This is a genomic window from Acinetobacter sp. GD03645 (assembly GCF_029845285.1).
Taxonomy (GTDB): Bacteria; Pseudomonadota; Gammaproteobacteria; order Pseudomonadales; family Moraxellaceae; genus Acinetobacter; species Acinetobacter corruptisaponis.
The window spans coordinates 1-25,390 of sequence record NZ_JAOCLL010000024.1 but is presented as its reverse complement, the minus strand read 5'-3'; the positions used below and the strand labels follow the sequence as shown (position 1 = coordinate 25,390).

Sequence of the window (25,390 nt, the reverse complement as noted above, 5' to 3'; positions counted from 1 at the left end):
AATAAAACAAAAAAGAATACAGATGATACAGTTATAATGAAAGAAGAAAGTGTTTAAGCAACCTAAGTCTCTTTTTTAAACCAAATACTACAGGATGGTATAGTTTTGATGAAGTTATTGATGGGTCAGAATGTGAAACTGTAAAGAGCTTTAAGCTTACCTCTTATAAATTTGATACTTCTAAAAATGCCTTTGGTGCAAATAAAGATGGGATCTTATGGGAAAATCTAGACCAATGAATTTTTTATTCTCACTTCAAAGATTGTAATTACTGGAAATACGCAATTATAATGCACCACCATAATGTTGCTATTCACAAAATTAGCTTTTTAAAAAGAAAGAAAAGATAGTTTCTAGTTGATATAGTGACCTTTGGTAGACTTTACTATACCTGAAATATGATAGATTTTGTTTGATAATCAAAATACAGTAAAGTAAAAGAAACTTGGGCCTCAAATATCTCTAATGTTTAAAAAGCTCGGCCATAGCCGAGCTTTTTACTTTAGGTTTCAACAATTCCATCAAGGTCTTCAAAAGTATAATTGTGTGGCACATTCACCATATGAGTTTGAACGCCTTCTTCAATCACTTCACCCACTTCAGGGTATAGCCAGCGTGTAATCTGTTCCGCAACACTGGAATGATACTGAATTTCAAAGTGATTTAGTCCATAAAACACAGCTTTATGAGTTTCGGGTAATTTAAGCTGGAAACGAGGGTTTGGATGCTCTCCCAAAGCACTCTTGACACTGACCAGTGAATCTCCAATCACTTTGAGTGCCTTGTTGCGCAACTTCTCAAACTCCAGTGTTCCCGCGATCAGGAATGTGTTGATGTGAGAAGGTAATGGCGCAGGTTTGCGGTTGTCATCTGCAAAGCCGATACGTGCGTCATTATGTTCCCAGTCGTCATCACGGACACTGCCATAGCGTAGATCCAGAATACCGTTACTACGGATATTGACCAACTGGCCAATCAGGTTAATGAAAGGAAAAGCGCCAAGTTTATCCTGCAATACAAAACCGAAACGCTCAAGCGCTGCACCATGGTGAGGTGAACCAATGCAAACCAGATTCTCAACCATATGAACCCATTGATACAGGTTCTGTTTGCCATAGAACAGCGCACTGCGTGAAACCAGTCCACCCATACTGTGACCAATCAGGTCGATACTGGTGATGCGCGGATTGCGTTGCACCAGATCTTCAAGCGTATTGGCAAAGCTACGGCCATTGGCGGAAATGCGTCGTCCTGTATTGTAGTTCAGGTACAGCATGGTGTTGTTGTCACGCTGTGCCAGTAACCGTTCACCAATGCCGCCATAACGCTGGTTTGACCAGGTTAAATGGTTCATGCACAGACCGTGGGCCAAAATCACCACACGCCCAGTCAACTCACCTTGCTGTAGTGATCCATAATGGTCATACAGCACCATCGGCAAAGCCATTGGATTATGCTGCTTAAGGAAAAAGTCCCCAAAGATCCCATTCAGCGCCCCCACCACGAAATGTAGGGTCGGGGTCAGTGGTTTGTCATGTAGGACTGGGAATCGCTCAATGATGCGGCGCAGACTTGGTGCAAGAAAACAGCGACCATATTTCTGGATGGCATCATAGGAAAAATGATAAAACTTTTGTAATTGTGGAAGTTTTTGTAAATTTCTGGCTTTTTGTGCACTTAAACCGAGCGTAGTCCGTAACACTTCAGTTTGTACCAACTGCACCAATTCATGAACTCCACTCAAGCTGGTGCTCACAAGTTGTGCCAAACCTTCCAAAACATCTGCCTGACTTGGGGGTGTACGGTCCCACTTACAGTAGGTTTCATGCAGAGGTGTTAAACTTGGCATATTAATTTCCCCATCCTTTTGTATATACCGAAGGTTTGATGTTATTCAGTTTAATACTGTTTAGATAAACTACAACAAACGCTTACATCTTATGTCTTTCATAAGTAATTTTTTTAGAATACTGATGAACGGAATACAGTATCGTTTTTTGTGTCCGACAATATGAAGCTTATATGTAATTTATATTGTTATTTGATTAACTGTTGTGCTTAATAATGTGATTTATTTCACTATAAGTCAAGCTGCTGTCTATTTTGGTGCATATGCAAATTATCTATCTACATGGTTTCCGTAGCAACCCCATGTCTAAGAAAGGGCAGCAATTGAGACGATATTGTGCAAACCACGATCAGTTTCAGGTGCATTTGCCCGATCTGAACCTATCACCTGATGAGGTGCTGCAAAAAATCTCTGGGTTGATCGAAAGTCTGCCACGTGACCAAGTGGTATTGGTTGGAAGCAGTTTGGGGGGATTTTATGCGACATATTTTGTCGCAAAATATGGATGTTCTGCTGTACTGATCAATCCAGCCATGCAACCATGGCAACTGTTTCAGGATTTGTTTGGAATTGAGCAAATCCCACTCAAGGTGACTGAATCATGGACACTTGATACTGATCAATTGCAGCAACTACAATTAATTGCCAACACCAGACTCAATCATGCTGATAAAATTCTGGTGCTGTTGCAACAAGGCGATGAAGTCTTGGATTATCGCCAGGCACAACGCTATTATGGTGCAGCGCAGCCATCCTCGTTGATTTTAACCGACATGGGTGGCAATCATGCAATGGATGATTTTGAAGAAAAACTACCCTTAGTCCTCGAATTTTTATCGGCAGCCCTCCAATAAGGAAGTCAGACCAAGTGACACAATACACGGCACAATCCCTTGAAGTTCTTTCTGGTTTAGACCCAGTTCGTCGTCGGCCAGGCATGTACACTGATACCTCGCGTCCGAACCATTTGGCGCAGGAGGTGATTGACAATGCGGTGGATGAAGCGCTTGCAGGACATGCCAACCAGATCTGTGTCACGGTGTATGAAGATGGTTCCCTGTCAGTTGAGGATAATGGCCGTGGCATGCCTGTCGATATCCATCCTGAATATGGACAAAGCGGGATCGAGATTATCCTGACCAAGCTGCATGCGGGCGGAAAGTTCAGTACCGATAACTACCAATTTTCTGGTGGTCTGCATGGTGTGGGTATTTCCGTGGTCAATGCCTTATCCACACGGGTTGAGGTGGCGGTACAACGTCAGGGCAATCTGTATCAGATGGTGTTTGAGCAGGGTGAACCTGTAGCCCCTTTATCGGTCTTAGAGGGGAAAGTGGCAAAACGTGCCACAGGCACAACCGTTCGCTTTTGGCCAGAAGCCAAGTATTTTGACAGTCCGAAGTTTGCCTTAAAAGCTCTGAAGCATAATTTAAAAGCCAAAGCGGTGCTGGCGGCAGGCTTAAAAATTATTTATATCGATCAAGTCAATAATGAAAAGATCGAATGGCAGTTTGAGAATGGTCTAGTCGATTATCTGATGGATGAACTGGAAGATCGCGAGATTTTGCCTGATCCAGCTTTTGTTAGTAGTGGTCAGGCTGAACGTGCGGCCTGTGAATTTGCCATTTGCTGGAATGTGGAGGGTGGTGAGCAGATTCAGGAAAGTTATGTCAATCTGATTCCAACCGCACAGGGTGGAACCCATGTCAATGGTTTACGTTCGGGCGTAACCGAGGCGTTACGTGAGTTCTGCGAGTTACGCAATTTATTGCCGCGTAATATGAAACTGTCTGCCGAAGATGTCTGGGATGGGGTCAATTTCATCCTATCGCTGAAATTTCAGGAACCGCAATTTTCGGGGCAGACCAAGGAACGATTATCCAGTCGTGAAGCATCCAATATTGTCTTGAATATTGCCAAGGATGCCTTTGCCTTATGGCTCAATCAACACGCCGAAATCGCCACACAACTGGCTGAAATGGCCATTGCCAAGGCAGGTCGTCGTTTAAAGGCAGCGAAAAAGGTTGAGCGTAAGAAGATTGTGGCTGGCCCAGCCCTGCCTGGAAAACTGGCGGACTGTGTGGGTTTGACTCGTGAAGACAGTGAACTGTTTATTGTGGAAGGGGATTCGGCAGGTGGTAGTGCCAAGCAGGCACGCGACAAGAATTTTCAGGCGATTATGCCAATCCGTGGAAAAATCCTGAATACCTGGGAAGTGTCTTCGGACGAAGTGTTGGCCTCGCAGGAAGTACATGATATTGCCATCGCCATTGGGGTTGACCCTGGCAGTGATGATCTCTCGGAATTACGCTATGGCAAAATCTGTATTCTTGCTGATGCCGATTCGGATGGTCTGCATATTGCCACTTTGTTATGTGCATTATTCGTAAAGCATTTCCCAGCCCTGGTTGAGGATGGTCATTTGTTTGTGGCGATGCCACCGCTTTATCGTATTGATATTGGTAAGGATGTACATTATGCGCTGGATGATGATGAGCTTGAAACCATTTTGAAAAAGGTCAAGGGCAATAAGAATCAGCAGATTACCCGATTCAAGGGTTTGGGTGAGATGAATGCCAGCCAGTTGCGTGAAACCACGATGGACCCAAATACGCGTCGTTTGGTGCAACTTGATCTGGATGATGCACATTTAACAGCAGGTTTGCTGGATAAACTGCTGGCAAAAAAACGTGCGGCTGACCGTAAGCATTGGTTAGAGCAGAAAGGTAATTTAGCGGATATTGTGGTGTGATGATTTTGTTAAATTAAGTTTCTCATATTTTAGCGGAATTTTTTATCCTATTGTTATTTATATATAAAATAGGAAATATATACTCAAAGTGGAATAAAAGTTAAAAAATATTCAAGAAGGACACAACCTGTCCAATCTTTGTCATAAGATTTAGAAGTTGGACAGAATTAAATCATCATTAAACAGGGGAATGATTGGATGAATGCTACAGCACATTTTGATGTTGAAAAAGCGCAATTGATTGAAAAAATTGAACAACGTAACACTATGTTGGAACGGTTAATTCAAAATAACCATCGAGTTAGACTGTTAAATTCAGAACAATTGCATAAGTTAGAGGATATTAAAAATAAAAATGAAAAATTTAAACATAAACTGGAAAGTAATGAATTTGAAATTGCCATTGTTGGCTTAGAAAAAGCAGGTAAGTCAACTTTTGCCAATGCTTTGATTAAAAGTAATATTTTACCCTCTGCACCTGAACGTTGTACGTTTACATCAACTCGTTTGGTCAGTGGTAGTGACCAAGCAAATGTAAAATTTTATACAGAATCAGCTTTTGAACAAATTTTTCAGGAATTATTAGCTGAGATTGAATATCCAGTACAGAATCAGAAAAAAAGCACATCTTCAAATAGTGACTTAACGGGTGATGAGAAAAAAGAACTTATACAATTGCAAACACGTTATCGTAATATTGCAAATGATTCAATTATTGTTGGAGATAAAGAAAAAGAGTTATCAAATATTTCGTACCGTATTAGTGAATTAGAAGAACGAAGAGGAGATTTAGCTCAAAATCAGAAAAAATTGAGTTTTAAAACTCTTGATCTAACTGATTTTGAAAATTATTTTAATTCTTTGGAAGAAAAGAGTCCTACATTATATAAAAATCATGTAGGTAAGACAGATGAAGAAATTAAAGATATTTTGAAGTGCCGTGATCGCCTAACACTGACGGGTGAAGTAAAGCATTTTTCAGGTAATGATCTAAAAACAGATGTATTTCAAGCTTATATTAAAGGTGAGCAGCAAGGTAAAGATACCTCAAAACCTCGTAGTGTATGTAGTATTGAAATTGAATCTACTGAACTAAAACAATTAGAAAATGCTATTATTTATGATGTCCCTGGTTTTGATTCTCCAACAAAAATTCATATGCGTCAAACAGAGCAGCGTTTAAAAGCTGCGGATGCTATTATTCTTGTTACTAATGTTGGAACAAATCCAAGTTTGCAAGGTACAACTTTAAGTGTTATTACCAAAAATACCGATGAAGATGGAATAGCCCTAAAAGACAAACTTTTTGTTTTTGGTAATCAACTTGATCGAGTGAATGATGAGTCTCATTTACAAGGTAATACCAATATATTAATTTCAGATGTTGAAAAATATAAAATTGGTGAACGTAAACGAGTGTTTACAGGATCAGCTTATAAATATTTATCTGATGAACAAATTATTCCAGAGGCAAAATTACGTCATAATATTGATTCGGGTATAGATCATATTCGAGAAGCACTGATCCAATACTATCAAACAGAACGTTTTGAAATCTTAAAACGCAAAGTAGACACTAATCATAAGCTTATGCAGGGGATTCTTGAGGATATTACCAAGCATAGTCAGTTTGATGAAAATTTTTCTCATACGAGTGAACAGGCAAAAATTACCAAGAATGCTTATTCAGTCACTGAAGATAAACTCAAATGGGAATTACAAAGCTTAAGGGATTACCTTAAAAAAGAAATTGAAGAAGAAAAGTATTTTACCCATAAATTTCGTCATTCTCTATATAATGAAGCGTATTTTTTAGATTTAAGTGAAGAAGAGTTTGAAAAACAACGTATTTTAAATGATGATAGTGTACGTCAGGAACTAGCGATTAATAAAATCAATCAACAAATTCGTATAGAGATTCATAAACAATATCTTGAAGATTTTACTCGACTGATTAAATCTATGACAGATGATAAGGCAAAAGAAATTGAAATTCGCTTATTGCGTACCTTTACTGATGCAATTTGTCAGGGTAATTTATCTGTTTCTAGTGAAATCGAATCCTTATGTAAAAATTTTATTACTAAGGTTACTCGTGATGTTGCACATAGTTCAAATAGTTTTACTTATTTGCTCGAACGTTTCTCTCGAGATGTTTTCGATATTTTGCTTTCTGCACCATTATTAAGTGAAGACAGAACAAATCGTTATAAAGTGAGTTTAAAAGAGTACACGTATTTAGATAGTTATTACTCAGGTGGTGCTGGTCATTTAATTAATATGATTTTGATTCAAAAAGGAAAAAGCCTATTTAACTTGGATAGTGTAAGCTCAGTAGCAAACATTGCACAACAAGTAATTAATTCCGCTTCTAATATAAATGGAGCAACAACTTCTATCAATAAATTAAAAGATATTGTGAGCTTACTACAGAATACGACCTCTACATTTACTGTCAAGGATATGGTTGGTATCCGAAATATTTTAGAACAAGCACAAGCAAGTACAACGACTGAACAAGTGATTCAAGAAATTAATACGGATATATCACATCTAAAAGATATTTTAGAAAAAGCTGTTATTCCAGCAAGTAATTTAGAATTAGCTTTCCTCAATGGAGTTGATAAACAAATTAAACGTTTAATAGCATCATTTGAGTCTAAGAATAGTGATTTTAGTGGTTTATGGGATGATTTTATTTCAAAAGTTGTTCCTATTGTAAAAAAATCTGAGTTTGATCAAATTAATGATCGAATAGAAGCCCATCAGTTACAAAAAGAGTTATTAGAGCAAATAAAAGAGGTTCTAGCAGGAACAATGGCGTAAACTGCCGCAAATGCTATATAATTAAACATTGGGGGCTGATTTCTATATTTGATGGGATTCAGTCCTTTTAATTTTGTGATGATATATGAAGAAAATTGATTAATTAATAGTATAAGACCAAGCACGGACTAATACCGCACCCTTTTAGTTCACTACGTATTTTTTGTATGCAATGTTGTATACAAGATGCTGTGATTGTCGAACAATCTTAAATAAAATATAAATAAAACAATATGTTGAATTGTTGGCATAGAAATTGAATAACTCCACTCAGTAAAAATCACAATATCCATGTGTGGGGAGAAACAAGATGCAAAATAAATTATCAATGTCCGTTCTTATGGCAGCCATGATGGGGGTAGGTCTGGCAGGGTGTTCTAAGCCAGCCGAAAAAACAGAAGCAGCAAAAACAGAAACCAAGGCGGCAGCACCAGCCGCAAGTGGTGACACGATTAAAGTGGGGATCCTACATTCACTTTCAGGCACGATGGCGATTTCTGAAACTTCATTAAAAGATACCGCCTTGATGACCATCAATGAAATCAATGCCAATGGTGGGGTACTTGGCAAGAAACTGGAACCAGTCATTGTTGATCCAGCTTCGGATTGGCCGTTGTTTGCAGAGAAAGCGCGTCAGTTGATTACCCAGGATAAAGTCGCGGTGATTTTTGGCTGCTGGACTTCAGTATCACGTAAATCGGTGCTTCCTGTGGTGGAAGAGCTCAATGGCCTATTATTCTACCCAGTGCAATATGAGGGTCAGGAACAGTCTAAAAATATTTTCTATACAGGTGCAGCACCGAACCAGCAAGCGATTCCTGCGGTGGAATATTTAATGGGCGATGAGGGCGGAAAGGCACAACGTTTTGTGTTGCTCGGCACGGATTATGTCTATCCACGTACCACCAATAAAATCCTGCGTGCATTCCTGAAGTCTAAAGGTGTTGCCGATGCAGACATCATGGAAGAATACACACCGTTTGGTCATAGCAACTATCAAACCATCGTTTCCAATATTAAAAAATTCTCTGCGGGTAAAAAGACTGCGGTGATCTCAACTATTAACGGTGATTCAAACGTGCCGTTCTACCGTGAGTTGGGTAATCAGGGTATCAAAGCCTCTGATATTCCTGTGATGGCATTCTCGGTGGGCGAAGAAGAACTACGTGGTATTGATACCAAGCCATTGGTCGGGCATTTGGCGGCATGGAACTATTTCATGTCAGTAAAGAATCCGAAAAATACCGATTTTATTAATAAATTCAAGCAATATGCGGTGGAATACAAACTTCCGAATGCCGACAAGGTTGTGACCAACGACCCAATGGAAGCCACCTATGTTGGTATCAATATGTGGAAACAGGCGGTTGAAAAAGCAGGTTCCACTGATGTTGATAAGGTCCGTGATGCAATGGCAGGTCAAACCTTTGCTGCACCATCGGGCTATACCCTAAAAATGGATGAAAGCAACCACCACTTACATAAGCCTGTGATGATCGGGCAAATCCGTGGTGATGGCCAATTCGATGTGGTTTACAAAACCCCTGAAACCATCAAGGCTGAACCTTGGAGCCCTTATATTCCTAAATAACTTGCTCATATAACCTGCTGTTTCGGCAGCAGGTTTTTCTTGGTTTTATTTTTTGATTGATTTGTTTAAATAGAAAATATAAGGGGAGTCCTATGGCGAAACACTATGTTTTGGCACTGCTCTGCATCATGGCACAGATGATTTTGAGTCCTGCATGGGCAGAAGCCACATCCGCAACAACCGTGACGTCTACAACTTCTCAGGATGCGATCCAAACTTTTGTTAAATCAGATTTTGCCACCCGCCGTGCCATGCTGAATCAATGGCCTGCCAGTATTGAACAACTGGATCAGTTGGTGGCGTATATTGACCAAAATGAGTTATATACGGATGGTTCAGGCAACACCTATATCTTAAAAAACGATGAAAAACTATTAAGTTACCCACAACAACAAGTTTTGGAAACCTGGCCATCAGACTTGTCTCAAGTGACCTTGGTCAATACCTTGCGTAAGGCGCTGAATTTTGGACAGGCCAAAGCCAAACTCAATTCAGATGATGCTTCGCAGCGTTTGGCTGCGGTGGATATTTTAGAAAACAATCTGGATGAGCTGGATGTTGCAACGGTAAAACAGTTGTATCTCAATGAAAAGAGTGAAGCGGTCAAAGCACGTCTCGCACAACTGAAAGCCCGTTTGGATTTTAATAGCCCAGATGAATTTACCAAAATCGAAGCGGTGAAAGTGTTGGCGGATTCCAACCGTCCCGATGTATTGGCATTGATCAATCAAAGTCTGGAACAACCCCAAAACAATGCGACATTAAAAGCGGCTTTGGTCGAAGCACAAAACAAAATTAAAACCCGCATTCAAATCAGTGAGTGGTCTGGGCATATCTTTTCAGGGCTCAGTACTGCCAGTATTTTACTTTTAGCTGCTCTTGGTCTTGCGATTACTTATGGTCTGCTTGGGGTCATCAATATGGCACATGGCGAGCTGATTATGATCGGAGCATATACCACCTACATGGTGCAAAGCTTTTTTAAAACCCATTTTGCTGGCGTGGTGGATTGGTATTTACTGGCAGCAATTCCAGCGGCATTCCTAGTCAGTGCCTTAATTGGCATGTTGATTGAACGTACAGTGATTCGTCCATTGTATGGTCGCCAACTGGAAACTTTATTAGCCACTTTTGGGGTGAGCTTGATCCTCATGCAAGCGGTTCGGATGATCTTTGGCGCACAAAATGTTGAGGTGTCCAATGTGGCATGGCTGAGTGGTGGGATTGCGGTTACACCAAGTCTGATGCTGCCGTATAACCGTATCGCAATTATTGGCTTTACCATTGCGGTATTGCTGCTTCTGGTTTTCTTACTCAATAAAACCCGTTTTGGATTATTCGTTCGTGCAGTGACGCAAAACCGTCAAATGGCGCGTGCAGTGGGGATTCGTTCGGCACGTATCGATATGCTGGCGTTTGGTTTAGGTTCAGGTTTGGCAGGACTGGCAGGCTGTGCATTGGCACAGGTGGGTAATGTTGGTCCTGACCTTGGACAAAACTATATTATCGATGCTTTCCTTGTCGTGGTGGTGGGCGGTGTTGGTCAGGTCTGGGGTGCGGTACTTGCAGCATTAGGACTGGGCATCAGCGGTACAGTGTTGGAGATTGGTTTAGGTGCGGTTTTAGCCAAAATTATTCTGTTGGTTCTTGTGATTTTGTTTATCCAAAAGCGTCCACAAGGTTTGTTTGCCATCAAAGGTCGTTTTGTGGAGTAAGCCAATGAAAATCACTTCTTTATTTGCAGATAAGCCCTATAGCGCAATCGCCATTGCAATTTGTTTTGCAGTGTTGCTGACTTTGCCATGGTTACATTTGTTGTCACCTGATTCAGCATTTTATCTATCAGCTTACTGGATCACCCTGATTGGCAAAATCATGTGTCTGGCATTGGTGGCGTTGGCACTGGATTTGGTCTGGGGCTATGCAGGGATTTTGAGCTTGGGACATGGCTTGTATTTCGCTTTAGGCGGTTATGCCTTTGGCATGTACCTGATGCGCCAATCCGCAGGTGACGGTCTGCCTGATTTTATGCGCTTCCTGAGTTGGACAGAATTGCCGTGGTATTGGGTCGGGACTGAACATTTTGCCTGGGCAATGATTCTGGTATTACTCATCCCTGCATTAGTCGCCTTTATTTTTGGTTTCTTTGCCTTTCGCTCAAAAATCAAGGGCGTGTATTTCTCGATTATTACCCAAGCCATGACTTTTGCCGCAGCACTCTTATTTTTCCGCAATGAGACGGGCTTTGGTGGCAACAATGGCTTCACAGGCTTTAAAACCTTACTCGGTTTTGACATCACTTCTGCGCCGATGCGTGCCAGTTTATGCTTTGTCACCGCTTTGGTGTTGATGCTGTGCTTTATTGGTTTGCGTCAACTGATGAATCGTCCTTATGGTCGGGTGTTGGGTGCGATTCGTGACAGCGAAAACCGTTTGCAATATTTAGGTTATCGCACACTGTGGTACAAATTATCGGCATGGGTATTATCTGCCGTGATCGCAGGCATCGCAGGTGCGTTGTATGTGCCGCAGGTTGGCATTATCAACCCAAGTGAAATGAATCCAGTCAACTCGATTGAAATGGCAGTGTGGGTTGCCGCAGGGGGACGTGGCACCTTGATTGGACCGATTCTCGGTGCAGGTTTAATTAATGCGGTGAAAACCTATTTTACCGTGGCAGCACCAGAAGCATGGTTATTGATCTTGGGCGCATTATTTATTGTGGTGACCTTGTTCCTACCGAAAGGTGTAATTGGTGTGTTTGACCGTTTTAAAAAGGAGCGCAGCGAATGAGTGATTTATTAACCAACTCAGCTCAACATGGCGGTCAACTTGGTGAGGGCTATGGCCGTGCCAAAACCCAAGGCGCGGATTTTAGTCATGGCATCGCCTTGTATCTGGAAAAAGTCAGTGTCTGGTTTGATTCTTTCCGCGCATTGAATGATTTATCGCTGTATATCGCAGAGGGTGAATTACGCTGCATCATTGGACCAAATGGTGCAGGTAAAACCACGCTCATGGATGTGATTACAGGCAAAACCCGCCCAACCACTGGCACAGCATTTTTTGGGCAGAATTACGATCTTGCCAAAATGAGTACCGAGCAAATTGCCGAAGCTGGGATCGGTCGAAAATTCCAAAAACCAACGGTATTTGAAAATTTCAGCGTAATGGAAAATTTACTGTTGGCTGCACCCAGAGATAAACGGGTGAAGAAAAGCTTATTTTCTCGCTTAGATCCTGAAGCACAGTTGGCACTGGATGAAACACTGGAACAGATTCGTTTAAAGGAATTTGTCCACAAGCCAGCAGGGTTATTGTCACATGGTCAAAAGCAGTGGCTGGAAATTGGTATGTTGTTGATGCAACGTCCGAAACTGATTTTACTGGATGAACCTGTGGCTGGTATGACCGATGCAGAAACCGAACGCACGGCTGAACTATGTTTGGAACTCAAGAAAAATCATACCCTTGTGGTGGTGGAACATGACATGAGCTTTATTGACACCATCAGCGAAAAGGTCACGGTGTTGGCACAGGGCGCAATCTTGGCAGAGGGGACATTGGCAGAGGTACAGGCCAATGAAGATGTGATTGAAAAATATTTGGGACGCTAGGAGACTGCCATGTTGGAAGTGAAAGAAATTAACCAGTTTTATGGTGGCAGTCATATTCTGCGTGATGTGTCTTTTAACGCGCCTGTGGGTGAATGTAGCGTGGTCTTAGGGCGTAATGGCGTAGGAAAGACCACCCTACTGAAATGTCTAATGGGCATTTTACCGATTAAATCTGGACAAATTCTGTTAGATGGGAAAGATATTTCCAAGATGTCACCTGAACAACGGGTACGTGCAGGTTTGGCCTATGTGCCACAAGGTCGGGATATTTTTTCAACCTTAACCGTAGAGGAAAACATCCTGATTGGCATGGCAAAATTTTCAGGGGCAAAAACCCGAAAAGTACCGAGTCATCTCTATGAAATTTTCCCTGTGTTAGATGAAATGAAACACCGTCGTGGTGGTGATTTATCTGGTGGTCAGCAACAGCAGCTCGCCATTGCCAGAGCGTTGGCTTCTGAACCAAGTGTGCTGATTCTGGACGAACCAACGGAGGGGATTCAACCCTCCATCATTAAAGATATTGGCCGAGTGATTCGTAAACTGGCGGATCAGGGGGAAATGGCGATTGTCTTGGTGGAACAGTTCTATGACTTTGCTGAAGAGTTGGCGGATGCCTACACCGTGATGGCGCGGGGGCAGGTGATTGCACAGGGGCAAGGGGCAGAAATGCCTGAAAAGGGGATTCGGGAACTGGTGGCGATTTAATAAAAGCCTCGAAAGAGGCTTTTTTATTGAGTAGCTGAAAGTTGCAACTGCATCCACACCAAATCACGCCATTGACCAAACTTCTGTCCAACCTGTGGCATATAGCCTGTCTGGATAAAGCCAAGCTGTTCATGCAGGACAATAGAACCTGTATTTTCACTATCAATCGCAGCCACCATGATATGCATGTTTTGTTGTGCTGCGAGATGGATCAGCTGCTGCATCAGGGCCTTACCCAAACCTTGGCGTGCATGGCTTGGGACAATAAAAACAGAATGTTCGATACTTTGACGATAACCGCTAATCGCTCGAAAGGTTGAGTAATAGGCATAACCAGCAACTTTGTTGTTGAGTTGGTCTTCAACCACAATCATTGGAAATTGCTGTTGTTGCATGTCCTGAAAGCGTTGTTGGTATTGTTCTAGACTCACTGCCTGATCATTCCAGTTGGCTGTACCTGTGAGGATTTCATGATTATAAATAGCGAGAATCTGTGCTAAATCATCCACTGTGGCAAAACGAATCTGATAATGGGGATTCAAGGAGTGTGCTGCAAGCTTAAGACCGAATGACATGAGAAAATAAAAGAAAGTTCACATATTTCGAATATGCGTGATTACAAAAAAAACAGCAAGACGGAGCTTGCTGTTTTTAAACATATTGACTGTTTAGAAGTGGTATTTAACCAAGGCGCTAACATTGTTTTCGTCGCTACCTTTAATACCGAACTTGTTATTCCAAACCGAATGTTCAATACCTAGATACAGGCGTGTTTCTGGTGAAATATGCTTACCGACATTCCATTTGTATTGGGTGGTCCAGTTCAGCTCGCTGGCGTGATCTTTCTCACCTGTAGACCAGTCAAGGAAGCCATCCACCAGAAAATCCTCATTTGACAGTTTAAATGGCAATGCGTAGGCAATGGTCATTTGATAGTCATCAGCAGTGTTTTCATTGCTGGCACGGTAGAAGTTGACATTCGCATACTGGAAATATGGAATCGCAAGGTCAAAACCTACACCGTATAAGAAGTTGTCAAAACTGGAAAAGTCATCGTTATTGCTTTCCCATGTTGTTGAAACCAACACATCTTTGATTGGACCAAAGGCAAGCTTCTGACCAGAAACCTCACCCAGGCTTAAACGTGGAGAGAGTTCGAAATAGGTGCTTTTATGGTCGTCGCCACCGCGCATGCGGTCCATAAAGAAAAATACATCGGCATATTTTACTTTTGCCGCATATTCAACGGTTACAGTTGTCTGTTGCTCATCAACAACTTCATAGTTTTCACCGTATAAACCCGTCAGGCTGAAATCCTGCCAGATCGGCTTCGCCTGGGCGAACACTGCCGTAGATACCAATAAACATGCCGCTGTAAGTTGCTTCAATTGCATTTAAAAATCTCCCCCCAAAAAGGCGTGTAAAGCATACAGGGTATTAAGCAAAAATAAAGCCAAATTTGACCAAATGCTCAAAAGATTTGTATGGAACGGCAAATCAGGAATGAGATGGTATTAGGCAGCTTTTTGATCAGGTTTTCATCAAAATGTCAAAAATCAGCTTGCATATTTGTGATGAAAGACAGATATTGGAATGATAGAAGATCTTCTCCACGACTAAAATGCAACCGATGCAAAGCAAGGAGACCACAGGCATTTACATAATCAGAATATACAACTGCACTGAATGAATGCATGCTCAAAGTGTGCCAGATAACAAAGTTTTGTAGCACCGTCTCACTAGAAAAGAGAGGAAGATATTTATGAATATTGAAATCCGTACAGATAAGAACATTCATGGTAGCGAACGTTTAATCAGTTATGTCCGTGCAGAACTTACGCAAGAATTCCAACGTTATAGCGAACGTATTACACATTTTTCGGTTCATATTAGTGATGAAAATGGGGAGAAATCGGGCGATCATGACAAGCGTTGCATGATCGAGGCTCGTCCAGCAGGCCTGAAACCTGTTGCGGTAACGCATAAAGCGACCAATATTGATGCATCCATTCATGGTGCGATTGATAAGCTGAAACGCAGCCTGGAACATTTATATGAGAAAAAAGACCACCACCGTGGTGGCTTGCCAGAATATGTTGATGTCGATGACGACATAGACCTCAAAGAAGCATAGGCAGATATGCATAAAAAAAGCCCAAAGCGGGCTTTTTTTATGTGTGTATCAAATTTATACATGATTTTTGGGCTGTTTTATAAAATCCTGCTGGGATATTCGGCATAATAGAGCCATTCAAATATTGTGAGAGCTGGTCATGTTAAGTAAGCAACAGCAGGCCTTGGTGCAAGCCATACAACAACTCGATCTGGACCAGGTGCAGTCTTTACTTGCTGATGGGCTTGACCCGAACTTCATCGATCCAGAGCATGGATTTCCTGTTTCCATTTTATGTGATGGCCTGTTTGTCTGGTGGGAAAATGTCTGTGAGGCCTACGAGGCTGGCAAACCGTTTACTGAGGCAGAGAAGCAACAGCAACTGAAAGTTTATCTGGAGATTTTAGAGGCGCTGATTCAGGCCAAGGCAAACCTGCATTTATGGGATGCCGAGGAATTTTATGGACCACTGTGGGATGCTGCAAGCTCGGCCTGTGTGCCTGTGGTACAGCGTCTACTGGATGAAAAGGTTGATCCGAATACCCGTGATGAAGAGGGCCTCACCATTTTGTCATCCATTAGCCAGTTATTCTTTGACTGCGATTTTGATGAAATTGACTGGTCGGAGTCCTTGCAGGAAGAGCGTGAAACACTAGAATTGCTACGTCGCCATGGCGCAAAAATGTCAAAAGAGTTAACGGCATAAGCCTAGCCAGTAGAATGAAAAAGGGGAGAATGATGAGAACACTTCAAACATTGGGCTTTATTGCAGCCTCAATGATGGTCAGCACAACTTTTGCGGCGGATTTTTCTTTTGACCGCCCTGGGGCTGGCATGGGCACGGGGATTACACCAGTGGGTCATCTGGCCTGGGAACAGGGATTGCCTTCTGTCAGCTATCAGCAGGACAATGTCGCTGGGGCAAAAGACAAAACCCTGACGCTCAATGCTGACATGCTGTTGCGCACAGGTTTAACCGATGGCCTTGAACTCCAGTTAGGCTGGCAGGGACCTGTCTGGCAGCAAAACAAATATGCGGGCATGAAAAAGGAAATCCATGGTTTGGGTGATGTCAGCATTGGCTTGAAAAAGGCCATTGACCTCAAGGATGACCGTTTAAGCATGGCCTTGCTGGCTGAGGCGGTTATTGCAACGGGCAATGACGAGTTCACTGCACATGACGACATCTACAGCCTGACTTCGGCAGTGGCGTATGAGCTGAGTGACTTGGTTGGTACATCCATTACCATGCGTTATGAGGCGCAGAACAGTGATTGGGCAGTCACCGCCGTTCCGACCATTGACTATAAAATTGCGGGTAAATTGTCGGGTTTCTCAGAATTTATCTACCGTAAGGCGGAAAGCCAGGACTATGAATATGGCCTAGGTACAGGTCTGGTTTATGCCATCAATGACCGTGCCCAGCTGGATGCCAGTGTCGGGATCGATTTAAATGGCAGTGGCAAAAGCTACAACGGTGGTTTTGGCGTTTCTGTCCTATTCTAATCAAACCTCTCTCCATGTGCCTCCCTTGAATTCCTGTTGACCTCATAGGGAGTGTTGGAGAGACAGCAGAGAAAACATAATGAAAAAGTGTGTTCAGGGCGGCTACAGTTTTCAGCTGATCCGTTATTTTCTTGGCAGTTTACTGTTGTTATGTGGGACGGTCATCCATGCCCAGGACAATATTTCAGCGCCATTGCTTAGCCCAGAACAGGCATTTACATTTTCGGTTGAATCGACCAAAAACAATGAAGCGCGTCTGCACTGGACCATTCAGCCCAACTATTATTTGTATCAACACAAATTTGAAGTTCAGCAGGGCAATAAAGCGGTCGCCTTGAATTTACCCAAGGCGGTTGACCAGTATGATGAGAATTTTGGTCATACCCAGGTGTATTACCAGCAGGTTGAATTCAGTATTGCTACACAGGCATCGCAACATTATCGGGTGAGCTGGCAAGGCTGTGCCAAAGACCGTATCTGCTATCCACCGCAAAACATTGAGTTCCAGACCGATGCCGATGGCTTGGTCAGTGTGGAAAATACAGGTTTAAACTCACAAAAACGCTTTCTGGATGTCGCCCGTTCTGCCAACGCCTTAAATGCCCAGACAGCCGCAAATGACAGGGTGGAAACATCAGATGCTACCGTGTCTGTATCTTCCAACAATTCAACTGGCATGGCGCAAGACCAGAAATGGTCAAGCACGCTGGAACAGCATTCCCTTGCCTATAGCCTGTTGTTGTTTCTGGGTTTGGGTATTTTACTGGCGTTTACGCCATGTTCGTTGCCGATGCTGCCGATTCTCACCTCGTTGATTATCCGTGAGCATAAAGGGGTCAAGGCATGGACAATTGCACTGACCTTTGTGGTGAGTATGGCGATGGTCTATGCGGTGCTTGGCCTGATCGCCTCGGCGGCTGGACTGAACTTTCAGCGCTGGTTGCAGCAGCCTGCCACACTGGTGGCCTTTAGCCTGCTGTTTGTACTGTTCGCCTTAAACCTGTTTGGCCTGTTTGAGATCAAGCTACCGCAAAAACTGGTCAATCGGCTGGACCATATGCAGTCGGTACAGCAGGGTGGAACCCTGATTGGCGCCAGTGTCATGGGTATGATCTCCGCCTTGCTGGTCGGGCCATGTATGACCGCTCCTCTAGCGGGAACATTACTGTTTATTTCCCAGACCCAAAACCAGTGGCAGGGCGCATTATTGCTGTTTACGCTGGGTTTTGGCATGGGGATTCCACTGTTGCTTGCCAGTGTGTTGGGGGCGAAAGCCTTGCCAAAAGCAGGTGAGTGGATGCACCAGATTAAGGTGATTTTCGCCTTTCTGATGCTGGCACTGAGTATTTATTTTATTCGTCCCTTGTTGCCAGAGTTGGCAATTCAGGTAATTAGCCTGATTTTAGGTTTGGCCTTTATTGGTTATGCTGTGTACCGCCTTTTTGTGAAAAAGGGACAGTTGCAGTGGTTGTATGCATTGCTGCTGATCATTGCAATTCCGTTTCTTGCCTTTAACCAATATCAGCATATGCAAAACCTGAGCACAGTGCAGGCAGAGAAACTGGCGGAATGGCATGTGGCGCAAACCGCCGATGAATTTCAGCAGATTCTGGCCAATGCGCCAAAAGATCGCGGTATGATTATTGACGTGTATGCCGACTGGTGTGTGGCATGTCAGCCGATTGAACATCGCATCTTAAAGGATGCTGAGGTGCAACAGGCTTTAGCTCCCTACTATTTGATTAAACTGGATTTAAGCCATTATGATGCCTCACATCAGGCACTGCTCAATCAATGGGATATTTTAGGTCCACCGACCTATCTATTCCTGAACCTGCAACAACAGGAAATCCGCCCGCTCCGTTTGACAGGCGCATTTAAAAAGAACGAATTATTACAACAACTCACGGCATTTAAAGGAAAATTATAAGCATGTACACCTTATTGATTGGCAATAAAAACTATTCAACCTGGTCAATGCGTCCATGGATTTTATTAAAGCAGGCGGGTATTTCCTTTCAGGAACATTGGGTTCAATTCGACAGCTTTGAAGCGGATAGCCAGTTTAAGACAGAAATTTTAAAGCTGAACCCAACAGGTAAGGTTCCCGTGCTGGTGGATGGGGAACTGGTGGTTTGGGACAGTCTGGCCATCTGTGAATATGTGGCTGAGCAACACCCTGAAAAGGCGCTGTTACCGCAGGATAAAACATTACGGGCAAGGGCGCGTTGTATCAGTGCCGAAATGCACAGCAGTTTCCAGACCTTACGCAATCTTTGTCCAATGAATGTTGAGGCGGATTTGGCGCATATTGGCAGGCAGCTTTGGGCGGACAATGCCCAGCTCCGTGCAGATGTGGCACGGATTGAGCAAATCTGGTCTGAACGTCTAGCTGAGGACAGCTTTTTATGTGGTGAGTTTAGCCTTGCCGATGCGTTTTATGCACCTGTGGTGATGCGCTTTGAGTGTTTTAAGCTGCCATTATCGGCGTCAAGCCAAGCCTATATGCAAAAGATATTGTCTTTGGCATCCGTGCAGCAATGGATTGCGGAAGCCAGACAGGAGCAGATGTTTGTGGCGTTTGATGAGCCTTATCGAAAAAGTCGTGATGAATATTTAAAGCCCTAAAATCTGGAAAGATTGATAAATAAAACCTAAGGATATATCGAAGTTGAATAGAACTCCAACCTGCATAATATGAAAAGTTTCCAGCCATTTCCCCTAAATGGCTGGAAATACCTTTAATCAATGGCAAGGTCAGTAAAGATTTTCACCTGATTCCGTCCATCGGCCTTGACCGCATACAATGCCTGATCGGCCTGACTAATGATTAAATGGGGTTCATCCGCACTCACTGAACTGCTAATGCCAAAGCTGGCACTGACCGAGAATTCCTGCTGATATTCCGTGATAAAGCTCAGGTGGGAGATTGCCAGACGGCAGCGTTCCGCCACACTTTGTGCCTGTGCCGTCGTGGTGTTCGGCAGTAGCAAAATAAACTCCTCACCACCAAAACGCCCAATCACATCCAGGTCACGTATGTTGTTTGCCAGACATCTTGCCACCTGAACCAGCACCTGATCGCCCATGCTGTGCCCAAACTGGTCATTAATATTCTTAAAGTGGTCTAAATCGAGCAGCACAATTGAATATAACGGGTCAGGCTGCTGGTGCAGCTTTTCCAGATAGCTGCTGATGCTGCGTCGGTTCAGCACATTGGTGAGGGGGTCAAGACGGCTGAGGACCTGAATGGCGGTTTCCCGTGTGCGCCACTGGGTCAGCAAGACCTCAAACAGGAATAGGCAGGCAAGTAGAATGGGAACAAGGAAGAACATCATGCTGCCCACCCAGAAAGGATGCATTGCAACCTTGTTGATTTCCGCCATATTAAACAATGGGGCGTAGGTGAGTGCCCCGATAATGCTCATATAATTGCAGAACAACAGGGCAATGGTGGCAGGCACAAGGGCGCAGTAAATCATTTTACGGTTAAACAGGATCAAGCCCACACCCACCACGCTGACATAACCCACCATGGTTGCTGGACTAAAGCTTCCCACCAGATAGCTGTTGTGGCAAAGCATTGCGGTAAAGACCTGCACCGTAATGAGGGGAAGAAACTCCTTTGCCCATTTCCGATCCCTATAAAAGTGGCAGGGAAAAATGAGGGCCACTAAAACCACAAGCATAATCAGGCTGGTCCATAACTGAGACCAGACCAGGTTTAAATGTACCCATGCTGAATATGCTGGATGGGTGAGGACAAAAATATCCCAGCTGATCCAGAACAGGTTCATAACAGCAGCAAGTATCAGTAATAAAATACTTTTTTTAAGTATGGTCCAATTGACTACAATTTGATGTTCCAAAAAAAGCCTGAGGCCCCATCTTTTTGTGTCAGTTGACCTATTAAAACGAATCTTGACCATTGGCATGCATCCTTATATGCAATGAGATTCCGTAGGAACTGTAGAGTTGTCGTCAAAATATTGAAGAATAATAATTAAAATAACAATAACATCTTTGGAATGAGAAAAAAGTCTAGCTCTGGGCTTTTTAATGCAAATTATAACGGGAAAATTTTTTGAAAAAGGGGCTATGATCTGAATATTCAATAAGATTTATTTTATGATGACAAAATTAAATTAAGAGTGACAATGGTCAGACATAGCTGACCATTTTTGCATAAAATTTAAGCCGCCTAGTCACGGTCAAGTGAATGGGCGAAATCCGCAATATCCGCCAGTGCCTGTTTTGCTTCAGGGAACCATGCATTGAACATCTGGAAATTATGCCACATGCCTGTGTAGAGCTTGAACCGAACCTTGACACCCGCCTGCTCCGCCTTTTCCCTAAAGCGTTTTGAATCATCCAGCAGAATCTCTTTTGAACCCACTTGAACCAGTGTGGGTGGCAGGCCCTTGAGGTCATCAAACAAGGGTGAGACACGTGGATCATCTGGCTGGGTACCATCTTTTAAATAATGGTTGATGCCTGCCTGCAACGCCTCTATGGAGAGCAGGGCATCATGTTTCTGGTTAAAACGCAGTGATTCACTGGTTAAGGTCAGGTCCAGATAAGGTGACATCAAAATTAAGCCGCTTGGCATCAGCTCTGGCTGCTGCTTCAGGCGTAGACACAGGGCCAGCGCAAGATTGGCACCACAGGAGTCACCAGAAACAATAATGTCTTTCGGTTGAATGCCCTGTACCAGAAGCGCCTGATAGACATCAAAAATGGCGTCGATTGCCTCAGGATAGGGGTGTTCAGGCGCAAGCGGATAATCCACGTGGATGACCTGCATTTGTGTACGCGCTGCAATATCCGTCATTAGGGCGCGGTGGGTATTCAGGTTACCCAGAAAAAATGCACCCCCATGAATGTGGAGAATCAGTTGGGTTGCAGAAGCCTGTGCCTTGATCTCTTCACTACGCACACCCGCCAGGCGTAATGGACGAATTTGTACGGTTTGGTGCTTTGGAAATACACGGCAAAGTTGGTCAAGCAAAGGTCGTAAAGCATTTGGGGCCAAATTAAACTGACTCGGCGTGCGAATGGTCGCTTTTAGTAGCGATTCAGTAAAATAATATTTCCAGACAGTACCAAATTTCATAGTTTTTCCATATTGTTAGGTCAGTATAATAATAAGAGAGTTCAGGCACTTGAGCTTTATTTTATAGGTGAATAAAGCGTTGGGCTTATACCCCTCAAGATTCTTACTCAGGTTATACCAAATAGTCATAATCAAGAATTGCAATATTGACGAAAGTTCCCAATACTCGTGGTCTTGAAAGACCCCTTAAGGATATTACAAAAATGAAGAAAATTGCTTTAGCACTAGGATTACTCGGTTTAACCGCTTTTGCCAATGCGGCAGATGCATTGAACGGTAGCGTTTGGCAGACAATCGATGATGAAACGAAGCAGCCAAAAGCGATTGTGAAGTTTACTGAGCAAAAGGACGGTTCGTTAACAGCGTCTATTCAAAAATATTTAGTCCCAGGTCAGGAAGATGCCTGCTCTAAATGTGAAGGAACCTATCACAACAAATCACTTAAAGGCGTGACTATTGTGCATGGCCTGAAAAATGTCGGTGGTGTGAATTACGATGGGGGTTCAATTATCGACCCTAAAAACGGCAAGACCTATAAGTTGAAAGCTGAAATCATCGAGGGTGGTAAAAAGCTTAAACTGCGTGGCTATATTGGTGTGGCCGCTCTAGGTCGTAACCAGACCTGGGTTCGTGCCAACTAATTTGAGTTTGAACTGAAAAAAACCGAGTCCTGTGACTCGGTTTTTTATTTTATTTCTTTAAGCGGAGAGATTCTGGTAAGTCGCCTCATCAAAGCCAATCACAAAGCCCTGTGGAGTTTGCAGCACTGGACGTTTTATCAGGCTAGGTTGGGCAATGAGGGTCTCAATCAGGTTTTGCTCATTGCTGCTGGCATGGGCCTGTTCCGTTTCGGATAACTTGCGCCAAGTTGTACCTTTTTTATTCAGCACCTTATCCGCACCCATTTCTTTCAGCCAAAGCGCTAAAGTTGCCGCATCAATTCCCTGTTTTTTGTAGTCATGAAATTCATAGGCAATACCCTTTGCCTGTAAGGCATCAAAGGCTTTTTTCATTGAATTGCAGTTTTTAATACCATAAATTTTAAACATGCTGTAAACCATAGAAAACAAGAAAAGATATGGCTGAAAGCCTAACGCAAAAAGAGGGTGATTTGCCAGTTGAGTTTTTTAGCCTATAACTCAATGCATGTTTGAAATGGTCAACAGACCCTGTTTATCAAGTAAATTGAAGCAGTGTGTTGAGCAAAATTAAAATGATCAAATCAATCATGCTTTTTGATGAAAAAAGCTACAGACAAACGGGGTGAAAAATATCTAAGATTAAAAAAGAGAAAACCCGCATTTAATCTTCCTGATCATGCGGGTCTCATTTCAACGTCCAATGTCTCATCCATGCAAATAAACTTAAACCAAGTTTATTTTGTCTTCCTACGGCTTCCTATCCTTTTTTGGTCATCCTGACCGCTTCCCTGTGCCGTGGTGCTATAATGCCGTTACAGCCGATAAATAAAAATACACAAAAAACGACACAATCTGTCAGCCAAAGAGACGGTCAAAGTGAACAAGTGTTCACTTATTCGTGTATTTTATAGTCAATAATGACAGGGGCATGGTCGCTAAACCATTGTTCTTTATACACCCATGCGTTTGCAGTCCGCATTTTCCAGTCAGGTGAACAGGCCTGATAGTCAATTCGCCAACCCACATTTTTTGCACGGGCCTGCCCACGATTTGACCACCATGAATATAATTCTGCCTCTTTTCGCACTTCGCGGAATGTATCGACATAACCCAGTTCATCATAAATATGATCAAGCCATGCTCTTTCATGGGGTAAGCAGCCTGAAGATTTCTGGTTGCCTGACCAGTTTTTAATATCAATGCGCTTATGTACGATATTGTAGTCACCACACACAATAATTGATTTATTTTCATCCCGCCATTGTTTTAATATTTGGGCGTATTCCTGTAGAAATAAATCCTTACGCGCCTGCGCTTCGTCACCACTTGAACCTGATGGCAAGTATAGCGAGGCAATATGAACAGGCTGTGACAATCCCAGATCGAATTCAGCCGTGATAAAACGCCCCTGCGAATCGGCCAGTTCAAAACCCAAACCGTTTTGTACTGAAATAAAAGGGAGGCGGCTGTAAATCGCCGTACCTGCATAGCCCGCACGTTCGGCAGGGAACAGGTGGGTATGCCAGCCCTCAGGCTTGAATTTATCGGTCCACTGTTCATGGGTAATGCGGCTTTCCTGCATACACACAACATCGGCACCCGACTGTTCCAACCATTCCAGCAGTCCCTTGGTCACGGAAGAACGCAGTCCGTTGACGTTAATTGAAACGACGCGAAGAATTTTTACATCACTTGGATAGCTATCCTTTGGTATCATGCGTATGTTTAACCTCAATTGAAGAATTTGGAGCACCTTATGACCACGCCTGTGTCATTTCATCCGCAAGCTTTTATCGAACTCGCATTATCACGTGGTGTGCTTAAATTTGGTGAGTTTACCTTAAAATCAGGTCGTGTCAGTCCTTATTTCTTTAACGCGGGTTTACTGAATGATGGTGAGGCACTGTCGCTTTTAGCACAGGGCTATGCGGATAAACTGGTTCAGTGTGACAACGTGGGTGTGATTTTTGGTCCAGCCTATAAAGGCATTCCTTTTGTTGCTGCAACTGCGGTGGCGTTGTCTCAGGTGCATGGTAAAAGCGTGCCTTGGGGCTTTAACCGTAAGGAAGCAAAGGATCATGGTGAAGGCGGTGTGTTGGTTGGTGCATCGGTTGCGGGTCAGAAAGTCTGGATCATTGATGATGTGATCACTGCGGGGACTGCAATCCGCGAAGTTGTGACGATCTTAAAAAATGCAGGAGCAACCATTGCAGGTGTCTTGGTTGCGCTAGACCGTCAGGAACGTGGTCAGGGCGAGCTTTCTGCGATTCAGGAAGTGCAGCAAGAACTGGAAATTCCTGTGCATGCTTTAATCACAATGAAAGATTTGATGGATTATTTGGATGTGAAAGGTGAAAAAGAAGCTTTAGCAAATATGCAGGCTTATCGTGAGAAATATGGCATCTAAGTTTTAAATGTAAGAGAAAAGGAAGCAAAAGCTTCCTTTTTTATTGAGTGTAATTAATTATTGGAAATAATAGTTGAAAGATAGGCGTGGAACGTAAAAATTCATGAAAAAACCATTCTAGTGCGCTGAACCCTAGAACGGCTTACTTTAAAATATTGATGCTTATAAGGAAATTTCAAGAATTTCGTATAAGGCGTATTATGTTAATTTTAGAAATTCTATAAAATCAATCAATTATATAAGTAATTAAACTAATCATTTGTTTCT

The 25,390-nt window shown here is 43.0% G+C and carries 22 protein-coding genes; 15 read left to right on the top strand and 7 right to left on the bottom strand.

The window, feature by feature from the left end; genetic code table 11:
• Positions 1 to 502 precede the first annotated feature (502 nt).
• Positions 503 to 1,849: a hypothetical protein gene (locus N5J47_RS16130; protein WP_279960899.1), complete on the bottom strand. Its 1,347-nt coding sequence runs from the start codon at positions 1,847 to 1,849 to the stop codon at positions 503 to 505.
• A gap of 263 nt (positions 1,850 to 2,112) precedes the next feature.
• Here N5J47_RS16130 and N5J47_RS16125 point away from each other — a divergent pair, with 263 nt between their 5' ends.
• The 8 genes from N5J47_RS16125 to urtE all read left to right on the top strand — a co-directional run bounded on the left by N5J47_RS16125 (position 2,113) and on the right by urtE (position 13,343).
• Positions 2,113 to 2,703, top strand: a complete 591-nt coding sequence (locus tag N5J47_RS16125; protein ID WP_279960901.1) for a YqiA/YcfP family alpha/beta fold hydrolase — start codon at positions 2,113 to 2,115, stop codon at positions 2,701 to 2,703.
• Between the two features lie 14 nt (positions 2,704 to 2,717).
• A complete protein-coding gene (parE, locus tag N5J47_RS16120; protein ID WP_279960903.1) occupies positions 2,718 to 4,601 on the top strand; it encodes a DNA topoisomerase IV subunit B in 1,884 nt (627 codons plus the stop codon).
• 198 nt (positions 4,602 to 4,799) lie between these two features.
• The gene (locus tag N5J47_RS16115; RefSeq protein WP_279960904.1) at positions 4,800 to 7,427 is read left to right on the top strand and encodes a dynamin family protein; all 2,628 of its coding nucleotides are present in this window, start codon (positions 4,800 to 4,802) and stop codon (positions 7,425 to 7,427) included.
• 310 nt (positions 7,428 to 7,737) lie between these two features.
• A complete protein-coding gene (urtA, locus tag N5J47_RS16110) occupies positions 7,738 to 9,018 on the top strand; it encodes an urea ABC transporter substrate-binding protein (protein WP_279960905.1) in 1,281 nt (426 codons plus the stop codon).
• A 92-nt stretch (positions 9,019 to 9,110) separates the two neighbouring features.
• Positions 9,111 to 10,733, top strand: a complete 1,623-nt coding sequence (urtB, locus tag N5J47_RS16105; protein WP_279960906.1) for an urea ABC transporter permease subunit UrtB — start codon at positions 9,111 to 9,113, stop codon at positions 10,731 to 10,733.
• 4 nt (positions 10,734 to 10,737) lie between these two features.
• The gene (urtC, locus tag N5J47_RS16100; RefSeq protein WP_279960907.1) at positions 10,738 to 11,811 is read left to right on the top strand and encodes an urea ABC transporter permease subunit UrtC; all 1,074 of its coding nucleotides are present in this window, start codon (positions 10,738 to 10,740) and stop codon (positions 11,809 to 11,811) included.
• Positions 11,808 to 12,635 (top strand): urea ABC transporter ATP-binding protein UrtD, encoded by an 828-nt coding sequence (urtD, locus tag N5J47_RS16095; protein ID WP_279960909.1) that lies wholly within the window; start codon positions 11,808 to 11,810, stop codon positions 12,633 to 12,635. The genes urtC and urtD overlap by 4 nt, the downstream gene beginning before the upstream one ends.
• A gap of 9 nt (positions 12,636 to 12,644) precedes the next feature.
• Positions 12,645 to 13,343, top strand: a complete 699-nt coding sequence (gene urtE, locus N5J47_RS16090) for an urea ABC transporter ATP-binding subunit UrtE (RefSeq protein WP_279960910.1) — start codon at positions 12,645 to 12,647, stop codon at positions 13,341 to 13,343.
• A gap of 23 nt (positions 13,344 to 13,366) precedes the next feature.
• On the opposite strand, the gene N5J47_RS16085 is transcribed toward urtE, so the two are convergent.
• Positions 13,367 to 13,918 (bottom strand): GNAT family N-acetyltransferase, encoded by a 552-nt coding sequence (locus tag N5J47_RS16085; RefSeq protein WP_279960911.1) that lies wholly within the window; start codon positions 13,916 to 13,918, stop codon positions 13,367 to 13,369.
• Positions 13,919 to 14,011: 93 nt separating this feature from the next.
• Positions 14,012 to 14,737, bottom strand: a complete 726-nt coding sequence (locus tag N5J47_RS16080; RefSeq protein ID WP_279960913.1) for an outer membrane protein OmpK — start codon at positions 14,735 to 14,737, stop codon at positions 14,012 to 14,014.
• A gap of 368 nt (positions 14,738 to 15,105) precedes the next feature.
• Here N5J47_RS16080 and N5J47_RS16075 point away from each other — a divergent pair, with 368 nt between their 5' ends.
• The 5 genes from N5J47_RS16075 to N5J47_RS16055 all read left to right on the top strand — a co-directional run bounded on the left by N5J47_RS16075 (position 15,106) and on the right by N5J47_RS16055 (position 19,590).
• Positions 15,106 to 15,477, top strand: a complete 372-nt coding sequence (locus tag N5J47_RS16075; protein ID WP_267981295.1) for an HPF/RaiA family ribosome-associated protein — start codon at positions 15,106 to 15,108, stop codon at positions 15,475 to 15,477.
• Between the two features lie 139 nt (positions 15,478 to 15,616).
• The gene (locus tag N5J47_RS16070; RefSeq protein WP_279960914.1) at positions 15,617 to 16,162 is read left to right on the top strand and encodes an ankyrin repeat domain-containing protein; all 546 of its coding nucleotides are present in this window, start codon (positions 15,617 to 15,619) and stop codon (positions 16,160 to 16,162) included.
• 32 nt (positions 16,163 to 16,194) lie between these two features.
• Positions 16,195 to 16,962, top strand: coding sequence for a transporter (locus N5J47_RS16065; RefSeq protein ID WP_279960915.1), 768 nt, complete (start codon positions 16,195 to 16,197; stop codon positions 16,960 to 16,962).
• Positions 16,963 to 17,041: 79 nt separating this feature from the next.
• A complete protein-coding gene (gene dsbD / locus N5J47_RS16060; RefSeq protein WP_279960916.1) occupies positions 17,042 to 18,892 on the top strand; it encodes a protein-disulfide reductase DsbD in 1,851 nt (616 codons plus the stop codon).
• Between the two features lie 2 nt (positions 18,893 to 18,894).
• A complete protein-coding gene (locus tag N5J47_RS16055; RefSeq protein WP_279960917.1) occupies positions 18,895 to 19,590 on the top strand; it encodes a glutathione S-transferase family protein in 696 nt (231 codons plus the stop codon).
• A 113-nt stretch (positions 19,591 to 19,703) separates the two neighbouring features.
• On the opposite strand, the gene N5J47_RS16050 is transcribed toward N5J47_RS16055, so the two are convergent.
• Both N5J47_RS16050 and N5J47_RS16045 read right to left on the bottom strand, forming a co-directional pair.
• A complete protein-coding gene (locus N5J47_RS16050; protein WP_279960918.1) occupies positions 19,704 to 20,891 on the bottom strand; it encodes a GGDEF domain-containing protein in 1,188 nt (395 codons plus the stop codon).
• A gap of 272 nt (positions 20,892 to 21,163) precedes the next feature.
• Entirely contained in the window at positions 21,164 to 22,075 is a 912-nt protein-coding gene (locus N5J47_RS16045; protein ID WP_279960919.1) for an alpha/beta hydrolase, read from the bottom strand.
• Between the two features lie 203 nt (positions 22,076 to 22,278).
• Between N5J47_RS16045 and N5J47_RS16040 the strand changes: the two genes are divergently transcribed.
• Positions 22,279 to 22,716: a DUF2147 domain-containing protein gene (locus N5J47_RS16040; RefSeq protein ID WP_267981287.1), complete on the top strand. Its 438-nt coding sequence runs from the start codon at positions 22,279 to 22,281 to the stop codon at positions 22,714 to 22,716.
• Positions 22,717 to 22,773: 57 nt separating this feature from the next.
• Here the strand turns inward: N5J47_RS16040 and N5J47_RS16035 are convergent, their stop codons facing one another.
• Positions 22,774 to 23,124: an arsenate reductase gene (locus N5J47_RS16035; protein WP_267981286.1), complete on the bottom strand. Its 351-nt coding sequence runs from the start codon at positions 23,122 to 23,124 to the stop codon at positions 22,774 to 22,776.
• A 484-nt stretch (positions 23,125 to 23,608) separates the two neighbouring features.
• Positions 23,609 to 24,433 (bottom strand): exodeoxyribonuclease III, encoded by an 825-nt coding sequence (locus tag N5J47_RS16030; RefSeq protein WP_279960921.1) that lies wholly within the window; start codon positions 24,431 to 24,433, stop codon positions 23,609 to 23,611.
• Positions 24,434 to 24,472: 39 nt separating this feature from the next.
• On the opposite strand from N5J47_RS16030, the gene pyrE reads away from it, so the two are divergent.
• Positions 24,473 to 25,123 (top strand): orotate phosphoribosyltransferase, encoded by a 651-nt coding sequence (gene pyrE / locus N5J47_RS16025; RefSeq protein WP_279960922.1) that lies wholly within the window; start codon positions 24,473 to 24,475, stop codon positions 25,121 to 25,123.
• The last annotated feature ends 267 nt before the right edge of the window (positions 25,124 to 25,390 follow it).

What these genes read in the sequence shown, in the direction of transcription:
- N5J47_RS16075 (WP_267981295.1), top strand. Translation starts at nt 15,106, where the DNA reads ATGAATATTGAAATCCGTACAGATAAGAACATTCATGGTAGCGAACGT.
- urtD (WP_279960909.1), top strand. Translation starts at nt 11,808, where the DNA reads ATGAGTGATTTATTAACCAACTCAGCTCAACATGGCGGTCAACTTGGT.
- pyrE (WP_279960922.1), top strand. Translation starts at nt 24,473, where the DNA reads ATGACCACGCCTGTGTCATTTCATCCGCAAGCTTTTATCGAACTCGCA.
- N5J47_RS16055 (WP_279960917.1), top strand. Translation starts at nt 18,895, where the DNA reads ATGTACACCTTATTGATTGGCAATAAAAACTATTCAACCTGGTCAATG.
- N5J47_RS16035 (WP_267981286.1), bottom strand. Translation starts at nt 23,124, where the DNA reads ATGTTTAAAATTTATGGTATTAAAAACTGCAATTCAATGAAAAAAGCC.
- N5J47_RS16045 (WP_279960919.1), bottom strand. Translation starts at nt 22,075, where the DNA reads ATGAAATTTGGTACTGTCTGGAAATATTATTTTACTGAATCGCTACTA.
- urtE (WP_279960910.1), top strand. Translation starts at nt 12,645, where the DNA reads ATGTTGGAAGTGAAAGAAATTAACCAGTTTTATGGTGGCAGTCATATT.
- N5J47_RS16130 (WP_279960899.1), bottom strand. Translation starts at nt 1,849, where the DNA reads ATGCCAAGTTTAACACCTCTGCATGAAACCTACTGTAAGTGGGACCGT.
- urtB (WP_279960906.1), top strand. Translation starts at nt 9,111, where the DNA reads ATGGCGAAACACTATGTTTTGGCACTGCTCTGCATCATGGCACAGATG.
- N5J47_RS16040 (WP_267981287.1), top strand. Translation starts at nt 22,279, where the DNA reads ATGAAGAAAATTGCTTTAGCACTAGGATTACTCGGTTTAACCGCTTTT.
- N5J47_RS16070 (WP_279960914.1), top strand. Translation starts at nt 15,617, where the DNA reads ATGTTAAGTAAGCAACAGCAGGCCTTGGTGCAAGCCATACAACAACTC.
- dsbD (WP_279960916.1), top strand. Translation starts at nt 17,042, where the DNA reads ATGAAAAAGTGTGTTCAGGGCGGCTACAGTTTTCAGCTGATCCGTTAT.
- N5J47_RS16125 (WP_279960901.1), top strand. Translation starts at nt 2,113, where the DNA reads ATGCAAATTATCTATCTACATGGTTTCCGTAGCAACCCCATGTCTAAG.
- N5J47_RS16065 (WP_279960915.1), top strand. Translation starts at nt 16,195, where the DNA reads ATGAGAACACTTCAAACATTGGGCTTTATTGCAGCCTCAATGATGGTC.
- N5J47_RS16115 (WP_279960904.1), top strand. Translation starts at nt 4,800, where the DNA reads ATGAATGCTACAGCACATTTTGATGTTGAAAAAGCGCAATTGATTGAA.
- N5J47_RS16030 (WP_279960921.1), bottom strand. Translation starts at nt 24,433, where the DNA reads ATGATACCAAAGGATAGCTATCCAAGTGATGTAAAAATTCTTCGCGTC.
- urtC (WP_279960907.1), top strand. Translation starts at nt 10,738, where the DNA reads ATGAAAATCACTTCTTTATTTGCAGATAAGCCCTATAGCGCAATCGCC.
- N5J47_RS16080 (WP_279960913.1), bottom strand. Translation starts at nt 14,737, where the DNA reads ATGCAATTGAAGCAACTTACAGCGGCATGTTTATTGGTATCTACGGCA.
- N5J47_RS16085 (WP_279960911.1), bottom strand. Translation starts at nt 13,918, where the DNA reads ATGTCATTCGGTCTTAAGCTTGCAGCACACTCCTTGAATCCCCATTAT.
- N5J47_RS16050 (WP_279960918.1), bottom strand. Translation starts at nt 20,891, where the DNA reads ATGGTCAAGATTCGTTTTAATAGGTCAACTGACACAAAAAGATGGGGC.
- urtA (WP_279960905.1), top strand. Translation starts at nt 7,738, where the DNA reads ATGCAAAATAAATTATCAATGTCCGTTCTTATGGCAGCCATGATGGGG.